Source organism: Nocardia citri (assembly GCF_054065835.1).
In genome coordinates, this window is the sequence record NZ_JBSUQM010000044.1 from 1 (window position 1) to 23168 (window position 23168).

A 23168-nucleotide genomic window follows, 5' to 3' on the forward strand; every position below is an offset into this window, starting at 1 on the left:
ACTAACCCGTCTGGCGCGTGTTCATCAGGTGCCGAACGACCCGCCAGCAGCGACCACCGCGGAGCGAGTCTTACGAGCGACGTTCGCGCCGCAGGCGCGGCCGAAGATTCCGCCATAAAATACATCGATGGCGAAGAAATGGTCTCTGCCGCCCATCGACGCCCTACGAGCCGATGGCTTGCGCATCGCTGATCTCGACGCCTCCGGCACACCTGGATTCGAAGGTGACAAAAACGAGGGCAGGGAACTGCTCGCGGAACGCACCACTGTGCTGTCGGATCTGCAGGAGAAGCTCTACGCGAACGGCCGTTCCGGCGATACCCGCAGTGTGCTGCTGGTGCTGCAGGGGATGGATACCGCGGGCAAAGGTGGCATCGTTCGGCACGTCATCGGTTCGGTGGATCCGCAGGGCGTCGACCACGCCTCCTTCGGCGTGCCGACCGAAGAGGAGAAGAGCCACCACTTCCTGTGGCGCATCCGCAAGGCCCTGCCGCGCGGCGGCCAACTCGGCGTCTTCGACCGTTCGCACTATGAGGACGTACTGGTCGTGCGGGTACACAATCTGGTGCCACCGCAGGTCTGGCGACCGCGCTACGACGAGATCAACGCCTTCGAGCGGGAACTGATCGACCAGGGCACGACGCTGGTGAAGGTCGCTATGTTCGTCTCACTCGACGAGCAGAAGAACCGACTGCGCGAACGCCTGGACCGACCGGATAAATACTGGAAGTTCAACCCTGCCGATATCGACGAACGCGGCTACTGGCCCGCCTATCAAGAGGCCTACCAGGTCATGCTGGACCGCACCTCGACCGACTACGCCCCATGGCATGTGCTCCCGGCCGACCGCAAATGGTTCACCCGGCTCGCGGTCACCGAACTGCTCATCGACGCACTCGAGGGCCTCAAACTCGACTGGCCACCCGCGCAGTTCGACATCCAGGAGCAGCGGCGCCGCCTCGCCCAGGCCTGACCAAGGTTCCTCTCAGGTTGACCACCGATGATGTGGCCGTGCCCGTCCACGCCCCGGGGAAGTTCCGGATCTACCATCGTGGCGGCAGGAAACCGGAGCAAGCGAAAGGCGTGGTGAACGCACGGTGAGCAAGAAACCGGGTGGTAAGTCGAATCCGCTCGCGGCGGCGGAGCGCGCCGACCGCAACCGCAAGATCCTCATCCAGGTGGGTGTGGCCGCCGTACTGGTCGGGCTCATCGCGGCGATCGGCATCGGTATCGCGGTGAAGAACGCCGACAAGAACGATCTGGGCGCCACCCCGTCCATCGCCGCCACCGCGAGTCAGCTACCCAACGGCGCCACCGCGACCATCGCCGATAACGGTGCCGTCCGCATCGGCAAACCGGATGCGAAGGTGACCGTCCGCGTCATCGCCGACCTGCAGTGCCCGGCCTGCAAGGCCTTCGAGGCCGCCAATGCTCAGGCCATCAAGGATGCGGTCGACAACGGCACCGCCATCGTCGAATACAACATCATCGCGTTCCTGGACAAGGCATCCACCACGAAGTACTCCTCGCGCGCGGCCAATGCGGCGTACTGCGTCGCCGAGGCGGATCCGTCGAAGTACCTGGGCTGGTTGGTCACCATGTACGAGCAGCAGCCCGCCGAGGGTAGTGCGGGTCTGACCGATGACCAGCTGATTGATATCGCGAAGAGCGCCGGCGTGCCGGATTCGGTCGGGCAGTGCATCAAGGACAACAACTACAACAAGTACATCGGGGCCAAGACCAAGGATGTGCTGAACAGCGGAGTCCAAACCACCCCGACGATCTTCGTCAACGGCACCCAGGTGAACAGCCAGGACCTCGCCTCGCCGTCCAGTGGGTTCAAGCCCAATGCGATGGCAGCGATCATCGCCTCCGCCGCGGCCAAGTGAACAACACCGCCACCAGGGCCGCCTGGGTGTTGCTGATCGGTGGGCTGGCCGGTTGGCTCGCCTCGGTCACGCTGACCATCGAGCGGTTCAAGCTGTTCACCGATCCGAACTACCGGCCCTCGTGCAGCATCAACCCGATCCTGTCCTGCGGCAGTGTGATGACCACCGAACAGGCCGCCGTATTCGGCTTTCCCAATCCGATCATCGGCATCGTCGGCTTCTCGGTGCTGGTCACCCTCGCGGTGCTCGCTGTCGCCAATGTGCGTTTTCCGCGCTGGATTTGGGGCGGGCTGTGGGTGGGGACGGTGTTCGGCACCATCTTCATCTGCTGGCTGATCTTCCAGAGCCTGTACCGCATCGGCGCGCTGTGCCCGTACTGCATGGTCGTGTGGGCCATCATCACCCCACTGCTCGCGGTGGCCACAGAGCAGGTATGGGGCGGTGCGCGCGGGCCGATGCGGATCGTCGTGGAGTGGCGATGGACCTTCGTCGCGGTGTTCTATGCCGTGGTGCTGCTGCTGGTCTTCCTGAAGTTCCAGGATTACTGGCTGTCGCTGGTCTAGTTCGGTGTGCCCAGCGCGAGCACCACGGTCACCGTACGTTGCCATCCGCCGACACCGAGGACGCCCAGTTGAACTGTGTCATCCGGCCGGTGCACATTGATCGCCGCCCGCAACGCCCTCGCGCTGGTGATGTCGCGGCCGTCGATCGAGGTGATCACGTCGCCATCGCTCAGCCCGGCGGCGTAGGCCGGTAATCCGTACAGTGCGACATCGATCCTCGCCCCGCTCGGTTTCGCATCCGAGATCAGCACACCCAGCGTTGCGGTCGGTCCGATGTGCACGGTTTCAGTGGGCGTTCCGGAACGGATCTGGCCCACCACCCGCATCGCGGAGTCGATAGGCACCGCGTAACCATTCGGCGGGCGCCCGGCATCGCGTGTGTTCGCCCCGGACGCGGCGGTGATCACGCCGACCACCGCGGCGCCCGGATCGGCGAGCGCACCGCCGGACTGTCCCGCGGTGACCGGCGCCGCGATCTCCACCATCCCGGTCAGCGATTCGCGGGTCAGATCCGAGGCATTGAGCGCGACGATCGTGCTGTTCAGACCGGTGATATTGCCCTGGATCGAAGTAGGAATGCCGCCCGCGCCCCCGGCATTGCCGATGGCGAGCACATCCTCATGCACGCGCAGTTCGGCGGAGCTGCCGATGCGCGCGATAGTCAGATCGGTGGCGCCGGTCAGCTCCAGCAGCGCGATATCCGCACCGGCGTCGTAGCCGAGCACCTTCGCGTCGTAGACGGTGCCGTTGCCGACATCGGTGACCGTCACGGTTTCGGCGCCCTTGACCACGTGATGGCTGGTCAACACCTGTCCGTCGGCGGTGAGCACGATCCCGGATCCGGCCGCGCCGACTCCGAACGGACGTGCGGAGGTGCGGATATTCACCAGTGCCGGTTCGACGGCGTGTGCGACCGCGACCGGATCCAGCGGCGGTAGCGGCGCGGGCGAGGAATTGTCCGCACCCGAAGACGACCAGTCCGCCAGCTCACCTCGGAAACCGAAGAAGCCGGACACGGCGAGCAGGATGGCCACCAAGAGCGCCAACACGCCCCCGCCACCGACTCGCCGCCCCTCGGGCGCACGGTGCCGCTCGTCGTCCATGCCGCTCTCCCGCCTCCGGCTGGGCTTTTGACCAATTCCATTGTGGCCGCAGACCGGTGTGGTAGATCAGAAAATGGCGCGCATGTTTCTCCGGTGCAGCGCTTGGCAAAGTTCCGCAATCGACGGTAGGCATGTACGCATGAGTGTTGCTGCCGCGTATGCGCTGTCCGAGCCCGATGGGCACTTCGAGAAGCTGGCGATCGAGCGGCGCGCGCTCGGCCCACGCGATGTGCTGATAGATGTCAAATACGCGGGCATCTGCCACTCCGATATCCACACCGCCCGCAACGAATGGGGCAGTGCCAAATATCCGTGCGTTCCCGGCCATGAGATCGCGGGCATTGTCGCCGCGGTCGGCACCGAGGTGACCCGGCATCAGGTCGGCGACCGCGTCGGCGTCGGCTGCATGGTCGATTCCTGCGGGGTCTGCGGTCCCTGTCTGGCCGATGGGGAGCAGTACTGCGACAACGGGGCCACCATGACCTACAACACCCCGGTGGACGCGTCCATCCAGCCGGGTGGTCACACGATGGGCGGCTATTCGACCCAGGTCGTGGTGACGGAGAACTTCGTGCTGTCCATTCCTGAGGGCATCGGACTCGATGTGGCGGCGCCGCTACTGTGCGCGGGCATCACGTTGTTCTCCCCACTGCGGCACTGGCATGCCGGGCCTGGTAAGCAGGTCGCGATCGTCGGCATGGGTGGACTCGGACACGTCGGGGTGAAGATCGCCGCGGCGATGGGGGCCGAGGTCACCGTGCTGAGCCATTCGCTCGGCAAGCAGGAGGACGGTCAACGCTTCGGCGCGCACCACTACTATGCGACCGGCGATAAGCAAACCTTCCGCGAGTTGCGCAACCGCTTCGATCTGATCCTCAATACGGTCTCGGCCGATCTGCCGATCAACGATTACCTGCGCCTGCTGAAGCTGGACGGCACCCTGGTGATCCTCGGCCTGCCCGAGAACCCGTTGAGCGTCAAGCCCTTCACCCTCACCGGATATCGACGGGCGCTGGCCGGTTCGATGATCGGTGGCATCGCGCAGACCCAGGAGATGCTGAACTTCTGCGCCGAACACGGGATCGGTGCCGAGATCGAACTCATCTCGGCCGACGAGATCGATGGCGCGTACGACCGGGTCGTCGCGAGCGATGTGCGGTACCGGTTCGTGATCGACGCCTCGACGATCTAGTCCGTGTCGTTGCGCCGATTCATCGCCGGTTCAGTAGCTTGGCGATGTGTCCGCGGATGAAAACCAATCCCCGCCCACCGAATCGGCGGTTGTCACCGCCGATGTGACCGCGGGGGCGCCGCCGTGGCTATTGCGGGCATTCCTGCTCGCGGCGGCGACGGTGGCCGGACTGGTGCTCGGCTTCTGGGTTCTGCAGAAATTGCAGGGTTTCCTGCTGGTGCTACTGGTTTCGCTGTTCCTGGCTTTCGCCATCGAACCGGCGGTGAATTGGCTCGCGGCGCGCGGCGTGCGGCGCGGGCTGGCGACCGGGGTAGTCTTCCTGGTGCTGGCTGTCGGCACCGTCGCGTTCGTGTGGACGCTCGGCGCGCTGCTGGTCGATCAGGTCACCACCCTGGTAACGAACGCGCCCGAGAACGCGGACCAGGCCGTCGACTGGGTCAACCGCACCTTCGAGACGCATTTGTCCAGCGACGATCTGCGGAAATACCTCGATGAGTGGAGTTCCACCATCGACCGTTATCTGGTCGGGCTGGCGGGGAATGCCTGGGGTGTCGGCACCGCCGCGATCGGCGCCATCTTCCAGGCCCTCGGCGTGCTGTTGTTCACCTACTACTTCGCCGCCGACGGACCGCGCTTCCGTAATGCCGTCTCTTCGCTGCTGCCGCCGCGCCGCCAGCGACATATCTTGCGCGCCTGGGATATCGCCGTCGAAAAAACCGGCGGCTATATCTATTCGCGCGCACTGCTCGCGCTGTGCTCGACGATCGCGCACTATGTCGCGCTGCGCATCCTCGATGTACCATCCGCATTCGCACTCGCGCTGTGGGTCGGGGTTGTCTCGCAGTTCATTCCAACCGTCGGCACCTATCTCGCCGGTGCGCTGCCAGTGCTCGTCGCACTGGTGCACGGCCCGGCCACCGCGCTGTGGATTCTGGGCTTCATCGTGATGTACCAGCAGTTCGAAAACTACGTCCTGCAACCGAGAATCACCGCGACGACGCTGGATATGCATCCGGCCGTCGCATTCGGCTCGGTCATAGCGGGTGCGGCGATACTCGGGCCGACCGGTGCGCTGCTGGCGATTCCGGTCACCGCGACGGTGCAGGCGTTCGCGGGCGCCTATATCCGTCGCTACGAGGTCGAGGCGGACGGCGATACCGAAAAGCCCGAGGTGCCGCCGAAGAAACAGCGCAAGTGGAGGCGCCGGTTGACTATTCGCCTCACCGGCCGGGGTCGGCCGCCGGAGTGATCATGCGGCGCGAATGCCCTGCAGTGCGTCGATGAGTGCCAGGCTGACCTTGCCCATCTGTGCGCGGCTGTATAGGACGGTGTCGTACTCGACCTGGATGGTCAGGCGGCCTGCTCGCCCAACATCTGGTCGATCCGGCACGCGCGCCTACCGCCACCGATATCACCGCAGGTCTGCGCAGACTCGCCACGCTGCTCACCGAGAAGCGTGGACATCGGGACAGTGCGCACCACGGCCGCCCAGCTGCTTCGGCCGCCGAGCGGCGCTGACATCGGAGATAGCCGCGAACATTCAGCGAACTCGCTGCGCGGCGGCGACGCGTGACAGATGCTGGACCGGTGGCGATTCTGCTCGCGCTGGTATCGATGTGCTCAACGCTCGTCGGCGGGCTGGCGGCGGTGCGGATCGGCGACCGCAAACATCTGGTGCTGGGGCTGGCGGCGGGCGTCATGCTGGGTGTGGTGTTCTTCGACCTGCTACCGGAGGCATTGGCGCAGTCGAGGGATAATGTGCTCGGTCTTCCGGCGGCGCTCGTCGCCACCGTTGTCGGCTTTCTCACCATCCATGTCATCGAGCGCGCGGTCGCCATCCATACCGGCCATGAAGGCGAATTCGGTGCGCACAAGCATGGTTTCGAATCCGTCGGGCTGGTCGCGGCGGCCGGGCTGATCTTCCACAGCACCCTCGACGGTCTCGGCATCGGATTGGGTTTCCAAGCCGGAGCCACCATCGGTATCGCGGTCGCCATCGCCGTCATCTGTCACGACTTCGCCGACGGCTTCAACACTTTCACCATCACCACGCTCTACGGCTCGGCTCACCGACGCGCATTGATCCTGCTCACCCTGGACGCGATCGCCCCGGTCGTCGGCGCCATAATCGGGACTGTCATCCGGGTTCCGGCCGAGACCGTCGGCCTCTATCTCGGCTACTTCGCCGGATTCCTGCTCTACCTGGCCACCGCCGATATCCTGCCCGAGGCTCACGCCGAACACCCCTCGCGCCTGACCCTGGCCTGCACCGTCACCGGCGCGACGTTCATGTTCGCCGTGTCCGCGCTCAGCTGACGGCCAGACACATCAGCCGAGCTCCGGCAGCACCTCCTGGGCCACCCAGGCCATGGCGTCGGCGAACGCGGGACCGGGTACCGGCAGCCAGTCGGTATTACTCCGTCGGTGTGACCCGCCGACGAACGCGGCGCGCGGCCGAGACCATATTGCGTAGCGAGGGCTCCAGCTGCCAGTAATGACGGGTCTTCAGACCGCCGTCCGGATTGGCCCACAGCCGTTCCGGACTGCTGGCTTCGGCCGCGGCGGTGAGCAATTCGTCGAGCTCATCGATATCCGGGATTCGCGCCGAACGACTCTCGTATACACCGGGACCGACGCCGTGACTCAGGCCGTGACCCGTTACGGAATCCTCCTTGAGCGCCTTCAACACCCATTCGATCGAGCGGGTCGCGACGATCGCGGTGACATCGGCATCGAGCTCCTCGATCGCGTCGACCACTTCGGTGCGACCAGAATAGCCGATATGCGTGTGGATCTGGGTCTGCGGCTGGACGCCGGAGGTGGCCAGACGGAATGCCGCGACCGCCCAGCGCAGATATTCGGCGCGTCCGTGCGGACGCGTGGGTAGCAGCTCGCGAATGGCGGGTTCGTCGACCTGGATGATCGAAATCCCGGCGCGTTCGAGATCCACGACCTCATCGCGAATAGCCAGCGCGACCTGATCCGCGGTCTCGTACAGCGGTTGATCCTGCCGCACGAAAGAACGCGCGATCATGGTGACCGGTCCGGTGACCATGCCCTTGACCGGCCTATCGGTCAGTGACTGGGCGTAGCTGATCCACTCGACCGACATCGGCGCGGGCCGCGACACGTCACCGTAGATGATCGGCGGCCGCACACAACGGGATCCGTACACCTGCACCCAGCCGAAGTGGGTGGTCGCGAAGCCGTCGAGCAGCTCGGCGAAGTACTGGATCATATCGTTGCGCTCGTGCTCACCGTGCACGAGCACATCGAGGCCGATGTCTTCTTGCAGGCGGATCGTGGCCTCGATCTCGGCCTCGATCTTTTTGCGGTATTCGCCATAGGACAGTTTGCCCTGGCCCAAGTCGTAGCGGGCCTGGCGAATCTTGTTCGTCTGTGGGAAGGAACCCAGTGTGGTCGCGGGAACCAGCGGCAGATTCAGCGTGCGCTGCTGGGCTTCGCGGCGCACCTCGTACGGTTCACGCACGCGCATACCGGGCGTGATGGCGTAAACCCGTTGCCGCACTGCGTGTTTCTGCTTGAAGTGCACCTCGGTGGGCCGCTTGCGCCACTTGTCCGAGGGCCCCTCGGTGAGCGCCTTGGCGAGGGAAACCACCTCGCCCACCTTTTGCTGTGCGAAGGCGAGGCGGTCGGCGACATTGCCCTCGATCTCGTATTCGGCGAGCACGTCATAGGGCACGTGCAGCAGTGTCGTCCCGGTGGACACCACCAGATCGGGACACACCTTCGCCAATTCATTGAGGTATTCCAACGTCACGTAGCGGTCCGCGCGCCACACATTGAGACCGCTGATCACGCCCGCGTACAGGCGCTTACGCCGGATGCCCGGAATCTGCGCCAGCTCTTCGGGCTGGATCCGATGGCCGGCCAGATCCAATCCGATGGCCTCGACACTGGTTTCGGCCAGGATGCGCAGCGCCTCACCGAAATCGCCGTACTGCCCGGTGACCAGCATGCGCGGCCGCAGGGCCGAGGTCGAAAGTCGTTGGTAGGCATGCTCGAACGCGGCCAGCTCTTGCGAAGTGCGCTCACTGGTGAAGCACGGTTCGTCCAACTGCACACACGTGGACCCGCGCTTGGCGAGGATTTCGAACAGCTCCTCGTACACCGGAAGCAGCTTGTCGAGCAGGCTCAGCGTGTCGAAACCGCCGGCCTCACCGGGGATATGGCCCGCCTTGGACAGCAGCAGCAGCGACACCGGACCGACGACCACCGGGCGCAGTTCGATATCGCTGGCCTTCGCGCGATCCCATTCGTCGAGCAAAGCCTCCGGGTGCAGCGAGAATTCGGTGTTGTCATCGAGTTCGGGTTGGCGGTAGTGGTAGTTGGTGCCGAAGAACCGCACCAGCTCCAGCGGCGGCAGATCCGGGCGGCCGCGCGCCATCAGGAAGTAGAAGTCCAGCGGGTGCAGCTCGTCTTGGAACGGCCGGAACCGTGCGGGCACCGCACCGAACAGCAGCGCATTGTCGAGGATGTGGTCGTAGAAGGAGAAGGTGTTGCCCGGCACCTGGGTCAAACCGGTGGCGGCGAGGCCACTGTACTGCTGCTCCTGGATATCGCGCCCGACCGCGAGCAATTCGTCGCGGGAAACCCCACCACGCCAATAGCCCTCGAGGGCCCGCTTGAGTTCCCGGTGCGGCCCGATCCTCGGGTAGCCGAGAATGCTCGACCCGAATCCGTCCTGAACGTTGACCATGAGCCGGGTACTCCCTTTCGATCACCTGCGCGGAGTCCTCGACCCAGACCCCGCAGCAGCGCTGCGCTCTCGGTATTCGAAGCCGAACCGCTGGTCACGGCCCAACTTTCCTTTGCAGCCTATGCCGCTGACAGCATCGGCAGGGTAAGACTGCGGCGCTCAGGTGACCGTTCGCACCTACGCGACCACAACGGAGCGAGTCTTACGAGCGAGGTTCGCGGCCCGTCTCGCGTCCGAGTCGTCGAAGCGCATGCGCCGCAGGCGCGAGTCTCGACGGCTCGGACGCGAGACACCAGGGGGCCGCGAACCCGCCGCGCCGAAGGCGCGGCACATCGAACACAGAATCAAACTTTGTACTGGTAGAAACCCGCACCGGTCTTCTTGCCGAGCAGACCGGCCTCGACCATGCGCATCAGCAGCGGCGGTGCCGAGTACAGCGGCTCCTTGAACTCGTGGTACATGGAGTCGGCGATGGACTTCACGGTGTCGAGGCCGACCAAGTCGGTCAGTGCCAGCGGCCCCATCGGGTGGGCGCAGCCGAGCACCATCGCCTTGTCGACGTCTTCCTTGGTGGCGAAGCCGGATTCGACCATCCGGATGGCCGAGAGCAGGTACGGCACCAGCAGCGCGTTCACCACGAAGCCGGAGCGGTCGGCCGAGCGCACGACCTGCTTGCCGAGCACCTCGCCGGCGAAGGCTTCGGCCCGCTCGGAGACCGCCGTGCCGGTCTTCAGCGTGGTGACCAGCTCGACCAGCGGCAGCACCGGCACCGGGTTGAAGAAGTGCATACCGACCACGCGCTCCGGGTTCGCGGTGGCGACGGCGATCTTCATGATCGGGATGGATGAGGTGTTGGAGGCCAATACGGCGTCCGGATCGGTGACGACCTTGTCGAGTTCGGCGAAGATGGCCGTCTTCACCTTCTCGTCCTCGAGCACCGCCTCGACCACCAGCTGACGGTCCGCGAAATCGCCCAGGTCGGAGGTGAACCGCAGCCGCCACGCGGCTTGTTCGCGCTCGCGCTCGGTGATCTTGCCGCTGCTGACGCCGCGGTCGAGCGAGCGCAGGATGCGGGCGCGACCTGCGGCGGCCAGCTCCCGATTCTGTTCGTAGACGAGCACGTCGATATGCGCCCGCGCACACACCTCCGCGATGCCGGCACCCATCTGGCCGGCACCGATGATGCCGACGCGCTGAATCTTCTCGCTGCTCACGTCCCGCTCCTGCTGTTGGTCTGGCTGTCGGGTGGCTGATGGCGAAGGATGCTCCGATGAGAGCTGACCTTCGATGGTCCAGAGTTCGACCGACTCAGATCGAGCGATGGCCATCGTTCATTTCAACTCAGTGGAACTGACCCTCTTCGGTGGAACCCTTCAGGGCCGCCGTCGAGGTGTTCGGGTCCACGGTGGTAGCGATGGTGTCGAAGTAGCCGGCACCGACCTCACGCTGGTGCTTGATGGCGGTGAAGCCACGCTCGGCGGCAGCCTTGAACTCGCGCTCCTGCAGGTCGACGAAGGCGGTCATACCTTCGCGGGCGTAGCCGTAGGCCAGGTCGAACATGCCGTAGTTGAGCGAGTGGAAGCCGGCCAGGGTGATGAACTGGAACTTGAAGCCCATCGCGCCGAGCTCGCGCTGGAACTTCGCGATGGTCGCGTCGTCCAGGTGCGCCTTCCAGTTGAAGGACGGCGAGCAGTTGTAGGCCAGCAGCTGGTCCGGGAACTCGCCGCGGACGGCCTCGGCGAACTTGCGGGCGACCTCGAGGTCGGGCACACCGGTCTCCATCCAGATGAGGTCGGCGTAGGGGGCGTAGGCCTTGGCGCGTGCGATGCAGGGCTCGATACCGTTCTGCACACCGAAGAAGCCCTCGGCGGTGCGGGTGCCGTCCAGGAACTCACGGTCGCGCTCGTCCACGTCCGAGGTGATCAGGGTGGCGGCCTCGGCGTCGGTGCGGGCGATGATGACCGAAGGCACGTCGGCGACGTCGGCCGCGAGCCGGGCGGAGGTCAGGGTGCGGATGTGCTGCTGAGTCGGGATGAGCACCTTGCCGCCCAGGTGGCCACACTTCTTCTCGGAGGCCAGCTGGTCCTCCCAGTGCACACCGGCGGCACCGGCGGCGATCATGGCCTTCTGCAGTTCGTAGGCGTTCAGCGCGCCACCGAAGCCGGCTTCGGCGTCGGCGACGATCGGGGCCAGCCAGTTGGCGACCGAGGTGTCGCCCTCGACCTTGGCGATCTCGTCGGCGCGCAGCAGTGCGTTGTTGATGCGGCGGACCACGGACGGCACCGAGTTGGCCGGGTACAGCGACTGGTCCGGGTAGGTGTGGCCGGACAGGTTCGCGTCACCGGCGACCTGCCAACCGGACAGGTAGATGGCCTTCAGGCCGGCCCGGACCTGCTGGACCGCCTGGTTACCGGTCAGGGCGCCGAGGGAGTTGATGTAGTCCTCGTTGTTGACGAGGTCCCAGAGGATCTCCGAGCCACGACGGGCGAGGGTGGCCTCTTCGACGACAGTGCCCTGCAGCTTCGACACCTGCTCGGCGGTGTAGTTGCGGGTGATGCCCTTCCAGCGCGGGTTGGTGTCCCAATCCTGCTGGATCTGCGCAGCGGTCTTCGGGGTGCCGACGTTCGACATCTCTGACTCCACTTCCTTGTTCGGTGCCCCACGGTCGAGCATCACTCGAACTGCTGTGGCGGCAATTTGCAGGCTTGCTAGGCCCATGCGGCGTACTTCCACACGATGGCACACCAGGAAATAGCCGTCTACCTGTTGCAAGTGTGAATCCGAGCTAGATTTCCATCAGGTTTTGCCAACTCTGCGAAATTTGCTCGTGAATTGCAAGCGGGTAACCTACCCGCCAGTAGCCCTGACGTGCAGTTTTACCGTAACGCCCGTACTGTTTGCTATCGCCCGACCGGCCGCCATCCGACGCACCCGACATTCCATATTGTGAGCACCATCACAAGCGTCGGTGTGGCCTCCCCCACCTCAACTGGGACGCCATGGTTCGATCGGACGAACCAAGTCCATCGCGGACACAGACGTCCAGCGGCCGAGAGGAACTTCGATGCGGAAACTGTGGTTCACCCTTGCGGTCGTCTGCGGTCTCGGGCTGCCGCAGCTGCCCGCGGCCAGCGCCGATCCGGGCACGGTGCAATCCGTCGCGCCGCTGGCCGCGGTGGCCACGCCACCCGGTTCGGCGGATTCCAGCCGAATCTTGTACTCGACGACCACCACCAACGACGCACCGACGGTGGCCAGCGCCGCGGTCTATTTCCCGCCCGGGCAGGCACCCGAGGGGGGCTGGCCCGTGATCGCGTGGGCGCACGGCACGGTCGGGCTCGCGGACGACTGTGCCTACAGCATCGCCGGACCCAGCGCGGTCGGACGGGACTGGGCGTATCTGGCGACCTGGCTGCGGCAGGGGTACGCGATCGTGGCCGCGGATTATGCCGGACTCGGTACGCCGGGCGAGCATCCCTATCTCGATGGACGCGTCGAGGCACACAATGTCGTCGATGCGGTCAAGGCCGCGACCAGGCAGTACTCGTCGCTGGCGAAGAGGTGGGTGGTCATCGGGCAGTCACAGGGCGGCGGCGCGGCCGTATTCACCGCCCGGTACGCGAGCGAATTCGGCGGACCGGAGCTCGATTACCGCGGCGCGGTCGGCACCGGCGTGCCCGCGTATATCGAAGATGTCCTGCAACTGCTCGGACCGCAGGTGCCGCCGATCACGTTGAATCACCACAGCACCGCGTACGTGCTCTACATTCTGAACGGGTTGCGCACGACCTATCCGGAGCTGGACATCGAATCCTTCCTGACCGATTCCGGCCGCGCATGGCTCGTCCGGGCGCGCGAACTGTGCGTTGCCCCGCTGGCCGATGCGCTCGGCGCGGAGAACGTGCTGGTCGGCAGCCTGTTCGCGCGACCGCTCGCCGAGATTCCGAATCTGCACGGACTGTTGTCCGGGTATATGGGCCTGCCCGAATCCGGTTACGACAAGCCGCTATTCCTCGGCCAGGGCCTGCGCGATACGGATGTGATCACCCCGGAGACGCTGCGGTTCGCCGCAGTGCTCGCGGCCAACCGGCAGCCGGTCACGCTGCACGTCTACCCAGACGATCACGACGGGACGGTCAACGCGTCGCTGCGGGATTCGGTGCCGTTCGTCCGCGATCTTTTTGCCTGAGCTGATCCGCACCCGGCACCGGTTTCGAAGGACACTAGTCGCGGCTGATCGGTGGGTGGGTATGGCGCCAGTGCTCGGCGATGTCGATGCGTCGGGTGATCCAGACATCGTTGTGCGACTGGATATGGTCCAGGAAGTGCTCGAGGGCGGCTATGCGGGCCGGGCGGCCGACCAGACGACAGTGCAGACCGATCGACAACATCTTCGGGCTGCCCTCCGCGCCTTCGCGATAGAGCACGTCGAAGGCGTCGCGGAGGTGGGCGAAGAATTGGTCGCCGCTCGGAAATCCCGCGGGTGAGGCGAAGCGCATGTCGTTGGTGTCGAGGGTGTACGGGACGACGAGATGGTCGCGGCCGTGCACGGTGACCCAGTACGGGAGATCGTCGGCGTAGGAGTCGGAGTCGTAGACGAAACCGCCGTGTTCGACGACCAGTTCCCTGGTGTGCGGGGAGTCACGGCCGGTGTACCAGCCGAGCGGGGCGGCGCCGGTGATTTCGGTGAGCACGCGCACGGCCTCGGCCAGATGCGCACGCTCGGTGTCGCGGTCGGTGAGCTGGTAGGACTGCCAGCGCAGACCGTGACCGGCGATTTCGTGACCGAGTTCCCGAAAGGCGGCCACCGCCTCCGGATTTCGCTGCATGGCACGCGCGACGGCGAAAATGGTCAGCGGAAGGTCACGGCGTTCGAAGGCGCGCAGGACCCGCCACAGTCCGGCGCGGGAGCCGTATTCGTAGAGCGATTCCATACTCATGTGACGATTCGGAAAGGCTTGCGCGGGAGTCATTTCCGAGAGAAAAGTCTCCGAGTGCGGATCACCGTCGAGCACATTGTTTTCCGCGCCCTCTTCATAATTGAGGACGCATTGGACCGCGATCTTCGCACCACCCGGCCACTGCGGATCCGGCGGCGTCGCGCCGTAGCCGACGAAATCTCGCTCGCCCATGCTCAGCCCCCGAGTTCGCCGTAGAGGCGCAGGCGCGCGAGCCCGCCGTCCGGATAGATATCCAGGCGGACCTGTTCGACCGAGGCCGCCATCGGCGCGATCGCGAAGCGGTGCCTGGTATCGGGCAGCAATTCGGTACGCGGCAGCAATTCGAGTTCGGTGCCGTCGGTGGTGCGGCCGGTGAGCCGGGCCGCACCGGGGCTATTGCCGAGGAAGTACGACGTATCGATCTCGGCGAGGCGGATGAGGCCGGGACCGGCCAGCCGGATGCGCACCCACTCGTTGCCGTCGTCGCGGCGGCGGGCGGTTTCCCAGCCGTCGCCCATTTTTCGCGCCAACCCGGGGTAAAGCAGCTGGTTCGGGGAACTGTAGAAGCGATTGGAGCAATCGAGGACCAGGGCGCCGTTTTCCAGTGCGGCCAGGTCCAGCGGGCCGAGGCCGAGCAGCCAGGGGTCGGGCCTGCCCTCGCCGTGTACCCGCAACCGGGCGACGCCGCCGTCCGGGTGCATGGTGAGTTTCACATGGGTCCAACGGTTTTCGTTCTCGATCGAGAACCGATTGCGGCTGTCGCCGGTTACGGCGGCGCGGTCTATCAGGGTGACCCAGTCGTCGCGCTCGGCAATGGTTTGCGCGAGTGGATAGCCGTCGATCTCGAGTGCGGAAATCGACACCGCGGGCGGATAGTTGCCCTTGAACCAGGCGGTATCCACCACGATGCCGCGGATCACGCCGGCTACACCCAGACGGACGATGGCCGAATCGTCGCCGGGACGGCCGCGGTGCCTGCGCGTTTCCCAGCCGTCGTAGATCTGACCCTTGTGTCCGAAGGTCGACGGCCGGTATTGCGACGGACCGGGATTGATCAAATTCTCCTTCTCCGCGAAGAATTCGTCATCGGCCCAGATGACCGAACCGCCGAGCGGACGGACCGCCAGATCCGGCAGCAGTGTGAAATCCCCGGCGTCGCGCCGACCATCGCCGCCGACGGCATCGCTGCTCATAAGACCTCCTGCGTAGTGGGCCCAGCCGTGGCCCTAGCGCTACCCCTCATGGAATTGCTACCCGATGCGCCACTCATTTCGCCTGCTGTGGAATCGGCTCGCGCGCGGCGAGCGCCCGCAGCACATCGGGAGTCAGTACGGGCGCGAGCGCGCGCAGTTCGTCGGTGGTGCGCGCACCGCAGTTCACACCGCGTAAAACGGTGGCCGCCAGGGCTTGCGCGGTGGCCGGCTCATCCATGACACCGCCGCAGCGCCGGTCGAGGTAGGCGACCAGGCGCGGGACCGCGACGTCGATCGCGCGACGGAAGAATTCGTAGGTGGCCAGCCAGCGGGTGATCAGGTGGCCCGGATGCATATCCCAACCCTGGTAGTAGCCGAGGCGCAGCGCCCGGCTGACGAGCCGATGATGGTTGTGCAGTGCGGATTCCGGATCACGGTCCGGCACGATCTGAGTGGAGCCGTCACAGATCCACACCCCCGTCTGCGCCGCGGCCACCTGCATGACCGACTTCGCGAAGTCCGCCGCCGGATGGTCGAGCGCCTGATCGGGCGCGGCGACACCGCAGGCGGCTGTGTAGTCGTAGGTGCCGAAATGCAAAGCACTGCAACGACCTTCGGACAGCTGGAGCATCTTGGCGATCGGAGTGCTGCCGTCGGCGGCGATGATCGCCTGTGGGCTCTCGATCTGCAATTCGAACCGCAGCGCGCCCGCATCGAGTCCAGCGCCACGCTCGAGTCCGTCACACAGTGCGACCAGCGCCGAAACCTGTTCCACCGCACGAATCTTCGGAACCGTGAAGACGAAACCCGGTGGCACACCGCCCGCGGCGGCCAAGACCAGCTCGAGGGTGCGTAAAGCGCGAGCGCGTTCGGTGCCCCCCAGGCCCTTCATTCGGATGCCCAGGCTGGTCGGCCCACCGGGTTGGCGTACCCATTCGGCCAGTGTCGCGCCCGCATCGGTGGCGGCCCGGTCCTCCTCGACATCGGCGCGCAAGCCGTAGCCGTCCTCGAAGTCGATGCGCAGATCCTGGATCGGCCGCCGCGCGAGTTGTCCGCGCACGGTGAGCAGCGCGTCGGTGCCGTCGATTCCGGCGAGCAATTCGTGGTGGCGATCGAGCAGTTCGAGCGCCGCCGCACCCCATTCGGCGGGAGTCGTCGCGGTAGCCCGGTCGGCCGGGACGTAGGCGGTGTGGATCGGCTGGATCCGGCCATCGGGGCCCGGGTAGCGGGTCCGCAAGTCGGCGTCGACCGTATCGAGTAACGCGTCGATGCGAGCACGGACATTCTCGGGCAGCCGCGGCTGCATGCTCACCCCTGGTCTCCTTCCTGAAGGGCGCGCCAGATCCGGTCCGCCGTCATCGGCAAACTGGTCTGTCGTATCCCGACAGCATCGCGGACGGCATTCGCCAATGCGGGGGCGACCGGGTTGTACGGGGATTCGCTCATCGACTTCGCACCGAGTGGGCCCAGGGCATCAGCGGTTTCGGCGAAATAGACCTCGGTGTGTGGGAGATCGGCGAACTGCGGGATGTGATAGTGCCGCAGCGTCGGCGTGGTTACCACCCCCTGAGCGGAGCGCATGTCCTCGTAGAGCGCGGTGCCGATGGCCTGGGCCGCACCACCGACCACCTGACCACGGCACTGCACCGGATTGAGCACCGTCCCCGCATCGGCGGCCTGGACGGATTGCAGGATGCGCACCACCCCGGTCTCCGGCTGCACGGCGACGCGGAACGCCTGCACATTGAAGCTGACCGAACGCGGACTGCCCGCGTGTTCGCCGTGTCCGGACAACTCGCCGTCGGCCAGCAGTTCGGTGGCGCCGATCAGCCGGTCGCCGCAGCGGACACCATCGGCCGCCAGCACGCATTCGGCTTCGGCGCGACCGGTCAGCTTGGCGGCCCGGACCAGGATGTGCTCGCGCAAGGCCACGGCCGCGGCATAGGTGGCCTTGCCCGCGACGGTGATGCCGGTGGATCCGAAGGCACCGGTGTCGTAGCCGACGATATCGGTGTCCGATTGGCGAATCACTATGCGGCGCACGTCGGTATGTAGCGCCGTTGCCGCGAGTTGCGCGTGCACGGTGGTGGTGCCGTTGCCGAATTCCACTGTGCCCACCCGAAGTTCGTAGTGTCCGTCGGGGAGCAGTGTGATGGTGGCCTGCGAGCGGTGGCCGCGCGGTGGGATGGTGGCGATCATGGCCAGCGCCATACCGGTGCCCACCCGCCAGTCCGGCCCCGGCGCGCGCACGCCATTGCCGCGCAGCAGGGCGCGTTGGGCCAGGTCGAGGCATTGGTCGAGGCCGTAGCTACCGAAGTCGAGATCGCTGTCGCCCACTTCGGCGCCGACGAACGCGTCACCGGGGACGATGACATTGCGGCGGCGGAATTCGAACGGTTCGATATCGAGTGCGCGCGCCAATTCATCCATGGCCGATTCGACGCCGAAGATGATCTGTCCGAGGCCGTAGCCGCGGAATGCGCCGGAGGGAATGTTGTTGGTGTAGACCGTCTTCGCCTCGACGCGTTTATTGGCGCAGCGGTAGACCTCGATGGATTCGCCGACACTGTGGAACAGCACGCCCACACTGTGATTGCCGTAGGCCCCGGCGTCGGCGAGCACGTCGACCGACAAGGCCGTCAGCTGGCCGTCGGCATCCGCGCCCACGGTGACCGCGACCCGCATCGGGTGACGGCAAGTGGCACTGTTGAATTCGTCGGAGCGGGTGAATTCGTACTGCACGGGCCGCCCGGTGCGCAGTACCGCCAGCGCGATCAGATCCTCGGCCAACATTTCCTGTTTGGCGCCGAACCCCCCGCCGACGCGCTTGGCGAATACGCGCACCTGGTCGCGCGGTAGCCCGAATAGCTGGCACAGCTCGTCGCGCACCAGGAACGGGACCTGTGTGCTGCAGCGGATGACCAGCCTGCCGTCCGCGTCCAACCAACCGATACCGCCATGGGTTTCCAGATGTACGTGCTGGGCGCGCGGTGAGCGCCAGACGCCACTGACCACCTGCGCCGCCGCCGCGAGGCCCGCGGTGACCTCGCCGACCTCGCCGCTGATCTCGGCGACCAGATTGCGTTCAGGATCGGCGATGCGAGCCGAATCCGGTTTACCGCCATGCAGTTTCGGTGCATCCGGCAGCAATGCCTCGGTCGGATCGAATACCGCGGGCAGGATGTCGTACTCGACCCGTAGGGCTCGGCAACCCGCGCGAGCGATATCCACGCTGTCGGCGACCACAGCGGCGACCCGCTGTCCGACGAAACGCACCGTGCGGTCCAGCACGTAGGTGTCGTCCGGATCGTCGGCTCGAATTTCGTGGCGCGCGGTGGAAAAGGCGATATCGGGAGCATCCGCGTACGTGAGCACCGCGTGTACGCCCGGCAGTGCCTCGGCCGCGGCCGTATCGATGGCTACGATTCGCGCATGCGGGTGCGGGCTCGGGAGCACCGCGATATGCAAGGGGCTCGTGGGCGGCGCTATGGAAGCATCCACAGCGGTGGTGCCATCCTGCGGACGGATGTCGAAGGTGAACGGCTCTGTGCCGGTGACTATTCGCGGTCCGGCGGGCGCACCGAGGCCGATGCCCGCGCTTGCGTGGACGGGATTGTCCGGCCGGGTCGGATCAACCTCCGCCGTGGAGCCGACCACGGTGCTGATCTGTGTGCCACCTCCAGCGCTGCCGATCGGGCACCCCGCCGGGTCGGGCTCGGCAGTCGGGTGACCGCCCGATGCCGAAACATGCTCGCTGCCCACGGTCGGGCCCGCACTAGCACAACCGCCCGATGCCCAAGCGTGATCTGCGTCGGTGGTCGGGCCGGCACCACTTACCGCCGCGGCATCCGGGTCCGTGTTGCGCGTCGCGCCGACCAGCGCATCGACAATGGTGCGATATCCGGTGCAGCGGCAGAGGTTTCCCTTCATGAGCTCCGGTAGCGCCTCGGAATCCGGGGCGCCCTGACTTCCGCAGCCGAGTCCCGCGGCCGTGACCACCATGCCCGCCGTGCAGAAACCGCATTGGAAGGCGGCGGAGTCGACGAAACTTTGCTGGACCGGATGTAGCTCTGCTGGGGTGCCGAGGCCGGAGGCGGTGGTTATGGTGCGGTCGGCGGCACGATAGGCGGGAATGATGCACGAGTGCACGGGCACACCGTCGAGCTGCACAGTGCACGCACCGCAATCACCGGCATCGCAGCCCTTCTTCACCGCGAAATGGCCGTGTTCGCGCAATAACGTACGCAGGCATTGACCGGGACGAGGTTCGGCCCGCACCAGCTGGCCGTCGACTTCGAACCTCATTGCCTGTCACCGACTTCGGTGCTCAGCTCGGCCGCGACCTCGCGGGCTAGCACGTCGGCGATATGGCGACGCCAGTCCGGTGCGCCGTGCGGATCGTCGAACCAGAGCATCGGGTCGATGGCCGCCACCGCTTCCCGCACCTCGATGTCGCCGGGTATCCAATCGAAATCCAGCACTACCGGCCTGGTCGTCGCGGCGGTTATGGTCAATGCGCAATGGCCGTCCACCTCGCGGCGGCCCATGACGACGGCACCGGAACGACCGAGCGGAGCCAACGCGATCTTCCGGAAAGCGGTGCGCGCGTGCAGACTTCGAGCTGGAACGGTGATCGAGCGCAACACCTCGCCTGCTGCGAGCACATTGTGTCCGGGCCCGAGCACGAACTCCCGCAACGGAATCCGCCGATCGTCCCCATCCGGTGACCACACCAGCGCGACACCATCCAATGCGACCAACGCACCCAACACCGCACCGGCGGGCAACGACAGGCACACATTCCCACCCACCGTCGCCGTCCGCCATATCTTGTGCGACGCCACCAACGCCCGACACGCCTGCGCGAACAATGCCGTCCCCGGCCACTGCGCCCGCAACACCGCCACCCCCAACTCCCGCCCCGGCGCCGCCCCGGCGAACTCCGCCAAAGTGCAGGTAGCCGCGATCTCCAACCCATCGTCGGTCACCGTCAACGCGGGCCACCCGAATCCGGTGATATCGACCAGCCGATCCAACCCGTCCTGCGGCTCGGAGAACAAAAACGTCCCCCCAGCGAGAACCCCGCACGCCCCGCCCACAAAAGCCAGGTCAGCCCGCTCCCGAGCCACAACCACATCCCGAATCGTGTCCAGATCCACGCCACACCTCGCTCCACTACCGCTGCCGCCACAGTAGAAGCCGCGGATTGCCGCGATGTTGCGCGACACCCGCGCCAGGTTGCGCGGCCGTTATCCGCCGAATAGCGCACCCGCGCCCTCGTCCGCCAAGCCACGCAGTCCGAGACGTCTCTGTTCCAGTATCCAGCAATACCGTCTGATCAGGACATTCTCCTTTACCGCTCCCCTGAAAACGCTGCACCGCATAGGGCTGACACACGATGTCGGCGACCTGCCCACGGGCATAGCCCGATCTTCTAACCCGACACCTGCATGGCAGCGCCAACGAACCGGCTAGCCGTACTGGGCCGAGGCAGGCAGCGCATCCGGAAGACCCGTGCTCTACACGCACATATCGCGGATGCGACGCAGCGAACTTCGCAACGCCGGGCACCGGATACAGCCATCGCACCACTGGAATAGTCGCTGGGGTCGGCGGCCGATTCCGGCGACGTTCAGGCGCCGCTGCCGGAAAACATGACCTCCGCCGGTTCAGCAGGGTCGCGCGCACGGCGTTGCGACGTTGGAGCGCCAGGCCGGATCCGCGGCCGGTGCACTGATGTCCGTGGATCGGCCGGACATCCGCAGCCTTCGAAGACGGCTCGATCGGCATGTCCGGCTCTTGCATTCGGCTCCGATCACGAAACGATTCTCGGGCCACCGGCTGAATTACACTGCGGCACAAGCCTTTTAGGTCGCTCGTCCAGTGTGAAGATGTGCAGATCAGATGGCCTCCAGGGGTGTGCCGGGCGATCATTCCGCGATATAATTCGAACATGTTTTCGAACAGCACGGAGAATCCGCACCGAGCGGCAGGCCCGCTGCTCGAGGCGGTCTCCGAACTGCTCGCGCGGCCACTGGTCGAGTTGTCGGACAACGATGTGCTGGATCTGATGCGGGATGTTGAGCGATGCGCACGCAGGCTCACCGCACTGCAGCACCGGCTGCTGGTCGAGGTCGATGAACGCTCGATCCCCGCGCACACCGGGTCGAAGACGCTGAAGCGGTTCCTGATGCAGACGCTGCGGTTGTCGAGCGCCGACGCCGGAAGTCGGGTGCATGCGGCGCAGTGGGTCGGGGCGTTCCGCGATATGGGCGGAGAACAGCTGCAATCGCAGTTGCCCTGCACCGCAAGCGCTTTGGCGCGCGGTGAGCTTTCCGCCGACCATGTGCGAGGTATCGCGCATGTGATGAACCGCGTGCCGCGTGGGGCGGTCGCTGAAGATCGGGAGGCGGCCGAGCAGATTCTGGCCGAGTTCGCGCGATCCGGATCGCCGGATGACATCGGCAAAGTCGGCGACCGGATCCTGGCCCATCTGGACCCCGATGGGCGGCTCACCGATGCCAACGATCGGGCTCGCATGCGCGGGATCACGGTGGGTCGGCAACGGCCGGACTGGATGTCACTGATCCGCGGGGAGATCGATCCGGTGCTGCGAGCATTGCTGGATCCGGTGCTGGCCAAGTATGCCCGCCCTGGCATCTGCAATCCCGAGGACCCGGACAGCCCCGCCGTCGACATCGATGCCGTGGATCCCGCCGCGCTGGCCGAAGCTGCGCGGCGCGATCACCGCAGCGCCGCGCAGCGCAACCACGACGCGTTGACCGCCGTGCTGCGGTCGGGGCTCGTCGCCGAGGACCTGGGCAACCACCGCGGCCTGCCGGTGACAACGGTCCTGACGATGAAACTCGACGACCTGGAACGAATGTCGGGTGTAGCGACGACCGCCACCGGTGGCGTGGTGCCGATCCAGGATGCGCTGGCGCTGGCCGAGCGGTCGCAACCGTATCTGGCCGTATTCGATCATGCGGGGCTGCCGCTGCACCTCGGCCGGATGAAGCGACTCGGGTCGCGGGCACAACGACTGGCGCTGATCGCCGCCCTGCGCGGCTGCTCACGCCCGGGATGCGACGCACCGGCAAGCCTCTGCGCAGTCCACCACATCCTGGACTACGGCAAGGGCGGACGCACGGACATCGACAATCTCGTGCTGGCCTGCGACGCGTGCCATGCCCTCGTTCACGACGGCCCGGGCGGCTGGAAAACTGTTGCAGAGGGCAGGAATTCGAAATTTCCGGGCCGCACCGCCTGGATCGCGCCGGAGCATATCGACCCGACCGGCACCCCGACGATCAACCACCGCCATCACGCCAACGAACTCCTCACCGCCGTACTGACCCGCATCCACACTCGCAACGAACGCGAACGCGAAGCCCGCAGACGCCGTGAACGCGAACAACACCGGCAATGGCTACGATCTCGATCGCAGCCGGACAGCGACACCGCCGCATAAATCCGGGTGGACAGCACCGGTCGCCCACCGCCCACCCGCAGTCGACGTGTCGAGCTACCCCATGTCCCAGCGGTGACCGAGCAGCGTTACGAACCTG

General features: G+C 65.9%; 18 protein-coding genes. 8 read left to right on the forward strand and 10 right to left on the reverse strand.

The window, feature by feature from the left end; translation table 11 throughout:
• The first annotated feature begins 127 nt into the window (after positions 1-127).
• The 3 genes from ACW2Q0_RS30405 (at position 128) to ACW2Q0_RS30415 (ending at position 2452) form a co-directional block, all read left to right on the forward strand.
• On the forward strand, positions 128-973 hold the full coding sequence (locus tag ACW2Q0_RS30405; RefSeq protein WP_457194365.1) for a polyphosphate kinase 2 family protein: 846 nt from the start codon (positions 128-130) through the stop codon (positions 971-973).
• Positions 974-1097: 124 nt separating this feature from the next.
• A complete protein-coding gene (locus ACW2Q0_RS30410) occupies positions 1098-1889 on the forward strand; it encodes a DsbA family protein (protein ID WP_457194366.1) in 792 nt (263 codons plus the stop codon).
• Positions 1886-2452, forward strand: a complete 567-nt coding sequence (locus ACW2Q0_RS30415) for a vitamin K epoxide reductase family protein (protein WP_457194367.1) — start codon at positions 1886-1888, stop codon at positions 2450-2452. Before ACW2Q0_RS30410 ends, ACW2Q0_RS30415 begins: the two co-directional genes overlap by 4 nt.
• On the opposite strand, the gene ACW2Q0_RS30420 is transcribed toward ACW2Q0_RS30415, so the two are convergent.
• Positions 2449-3555 (reverse strand): S1C family serine protease, encoded by a 1107-nt coding sequence (locus tag ACW2Q0_RS30420; protein WP_457194368.1) that lies wholly within the window; start codon positions 3553-3555, stop codon positions 2449-2451. The genes ACW2Q0_RS30415 and ACW2Q0_RS30420 overlap by 4 nt on opposite strands.
• A 139-nt stretch (positions 3556-3694) precedes the next feature.
• Here ACW2Q0_RS30420 and ACW2Q0_RS30425 point away from each other — a divergent pair, with 139 nt between their 5' ends.
• Both ACW2Q0_RS30425 and ACW2Q0_RS30430 read left to right on the forward strand, forming a co-directional pair.
• Complete coding sequence (locus ACW2Q0_RS30425) at positions 3695-4747, forward strand: NAD(P)-dependent alcohol dehydrogenase (protein WP_457194369.1); 1053 nt, start codon at positions 3695-3697, stop codon at positions 4745-4747.
• Positions 4748-4793: 46 nt separating this feature from the next.
• On the forward strand, positions 4794-5996 hold the full coding sequence (locus ACW2Q0_RS30430; RefSeq protein WP_457194370.1) for an AI-2E family transporter: 1203 nt from the start codon (positions 4794-4796) through the stop codon (positions 5994-5996).
• 101 nt (positions 5997-6097) lie between these two features.
• Here the strand turns inward: ACW2Q0_RS30430 and ACW2Q0_RS30435 are convergent, their stop codons facing one another.
• Positions 6098-6268, reverse strand: coding sequence for a hypothetical protein (locus ACW2Q0_RS30435; protein ID WP_457194371.1), 171 nt, complete (start codon positions 6266-6268; stop codon positions 6098-6100).
• Between the two features lie 48 nt (positions 6269-6316).
• Here ACW2Q0_RS30435 and ACW2Q0_RS30440 point away from each other — a divergent pair, with 48 nt between their 5' ends.
• Complete coding sequence (locus tag ACW2Q0_RS30440) at positions 6317-7063, forward strand: ZIP family metal transporter (protein ID WP_457194372.1); 747 nt, start codon at positions 6317-6319, stop codon at positions 7061-7063.
• Between the two features lie 97 nt (positions 7064-7160).
• Here the strand turns inward: ACW2Q0_RS30440 and metE are convergent, their stop codons facing one another.
• The 3 genes from metE to aceA all read right to left on the reverse strand — a co-directional run bounded on the left by metE (position 7161) and on the right by aceA (position 12098).
• Positions 7161-9467 (reverse strand): 5-methyltetrahydropteroyltriglutamate--homocysteine S-methyltransferase, encoded by a 2307-nt coding sequence (metE, locus tag ACW2Q0_RS30445; RefSeq protein ID WP_457194373.1) that lies wholly within the window; start codon positions 9465-9467, stop codon positions 7161-7163.
• Positions 9468-9811: 344 nt separating this feature from the next.
• Complete coding sequence (locus ACW2Q0_RS30450) at positions 9812-10681, reverse strand: 3-hydroxybutyryl-CoA dehydrogenase (RefSeq protein WP_457194374.1); 870 nt, start codon at positions 10679-10681, stop codon at positions 9812-9814.
• 127 nt (positions 10682-10808) lie between these two features.
• Positions 10809-12098, reverse strand: coding sequence for an isocitrate lyase (aceA, locus tag ACW2Q0_RS30455; protein ID WP_457194375.1), 1290 nt, complete (start codon positions 12096-12098; stop codon positions 10809-10811).
• Positions 12099-12531: 433 nt separating this feature from the next.
• Between aceA and ACW2Q0_RS30460 the strand changes: the two genes are divergently transcribed.
• Entirely contained in the window at positions 12532-13656 is a 1125-nt protein-coding gene (locus ACW2Q0_RS30460) for a lipase family protein (protein WP_457194376.1), read from the forward strand.
• Between the two features lie 34 nt (positions 13657-13690).
• Here ACW2Q0_RS30460 and puuE read toward each other — a convergent pair whose 3' ends face one another.
• The 5 genes from puuE to ACW2Q0_RS30485 all read right to left on the reverse strand — a co-directional run bounded on the left by puuE (position 13691) and on the right by ACW2Q0_RS30485 (position 20759).
• Positions 13691-14599: an allantoinase PuuE gene (gene puuE / locus ACW2Q0_RS30465; protein ID WP_457194377.1), complete on the reverse strand. Its 909-nt coding sequence runs from the start codon at positions 14597-14599 to the stop codon at positions 13691-13693.
• A 2-nt stretch (positions 14600-14601) separates the two neighbouring features.
• The gene (gene alc, locus ACW2Q0_RS30470) at positions 14602-15600 is read right to left on the reverse strand and encodes an allantoicase (RefSeq protein ID WP_457194378.1); all 999 of its coding nucleotides are present in this window, start codon (positions 15598-15600) and stop codon (positions 14602-14604) included.
• A 73-nt stretch (positions 15601-15673) separates the two neighbouring features.
• Entirely contained in the window at positions 15674-16906 is a 1233-nt protein-coding gene (locus tag ACW2Q0_RS30475) for a DUF6986 family protein (protein WP_457194382.1), read from the reverse strand.
• Between the two features lie 2 nt (positions 16907-16908).
• Positions 16909-19905, reverse strand: coding sequence for a molybdopterin-dependent oxidoreductase (locus ACW2Q0_RS30480; RefSeq protein ID WP_457194379.1), 2997 nt, complete (start codon positions 19903-19905; stop codon positions 16909-16911).
• On the reverse strand, positions 19902-20759 hold the full coding sequence (locus tag ACW2Q0_RS30485; RefSeq protein ID WP_457194380.1) for an FAD binding domain-containing protein: 858 nt from the start codon (positions 20757-20759) through the stop codon (positions 19902-19904). Before ACW2Q0_RS30485 ends, ACW2Q0_RS30480 begins: the two co-directional genes overlap by 4 nt.
• Before the next feature lie 794 nt (positions 20760-21553).
• Between ACW2Q0_RS30485 and ACW2Q0_RS30490 the strand changes: the two genes are divergently transcribed.
• Positions 21554-23071: a DUF222 domain-containing protein gene (locus ACW2Q0_RS30490; RefSeq protein ID WP_457194381.1), complete on the forward strand. Its 1518-nt coding sequence runs from the start codon at positions 21554-21556 to the stop codon at positions 23069-23071.
• Positions 23072-23168: the final 97 nt, after the last annotated feature.

Coding starts and splice junctions, on each gene's coding strand:
- aceA (WP_457194375.1), bottom strand. CDS start 12,098: ATGTCGAACGTCGGCACCCCGAAGACCGCTGCGCAGATCCAGCAGGAT.
- ACW2Q0_RS30405 (WP_457194365.1), top strand. CDS start 128: ATGGCGAAGAAATGGTCTCTGCCGCCCATCGACGCCCTACGAGCCGAT.
- ACW2Q0_RS30475 (WP_457194382.1), bottom strand. CDS start 16,906: ATGCAGCCGCGGCTGCCCGAGAATGTCCGTGCTCGCATCGACGCGTTA.
- ACW2Q0_RS30460 (WP_457194376.1), top strand. CDS start 12,532: ATGCGGAAACTGTGGTTCACCCTTGCGGTCGTCTGCGGTCTCGGGCTG.
- metE (WP_457194373.1), bottom strand. CDS start 9,467: ATGGTCAACGTTCAGGACGGATTCGGGTCGAGCATTCTCGGCTACCCG.
- ACW2Q0_RS30425 (WP_457194369.1), top strand. CDS start 3,695: ATGAGTGTTGCTGCCGCGTATGCGCTGTCCGAGCCCGATGGGCACTTC.
- ACW2Q0_RS30435 (WP_457194371.1), bottom strand. CDS start 6,268: ATGTCAGCGCCGCTCGGCGGCCGAAGCAGCTGGGCGGCCGTGGTGCGC.
- alc (WP_457194378.1), bottom strand. CDS start 15,600: ATGAGCAGCGATGCCGTCGGCGGCGATGGTCGGCGCGACGCCGGGGAT.
- ACW2Q0_RS30490 (WP_457194381.1), top strand. CDS start 21,554: ATGTTTTCGAACAGCACGGAGAATCCGCACCGAGCGGCAGGCCCGCTG.
- puuE (WP_457194377.1), bottom strand. CDS start 14,599: ATGGGCGAGCGAGATTTCGTCGGCTACGGCGCGACGCCGCCGGATCCG.
- ACW2Q0_RS30480 (WP_457194379.1), bottom strand. CDS start 19,905: ATGAGGTTCGAAGTCGACGGCCAGCTGGTGCGGGCCGAACCTCGTCCC.
- ACW2Q0_RS30420 (WP_457194368.1), bottom strand. CDS start 3,555: ATGGACGACGAGCGGCACCGTGCGCCCGAGGGGCGGCGAGTCGGTGGC.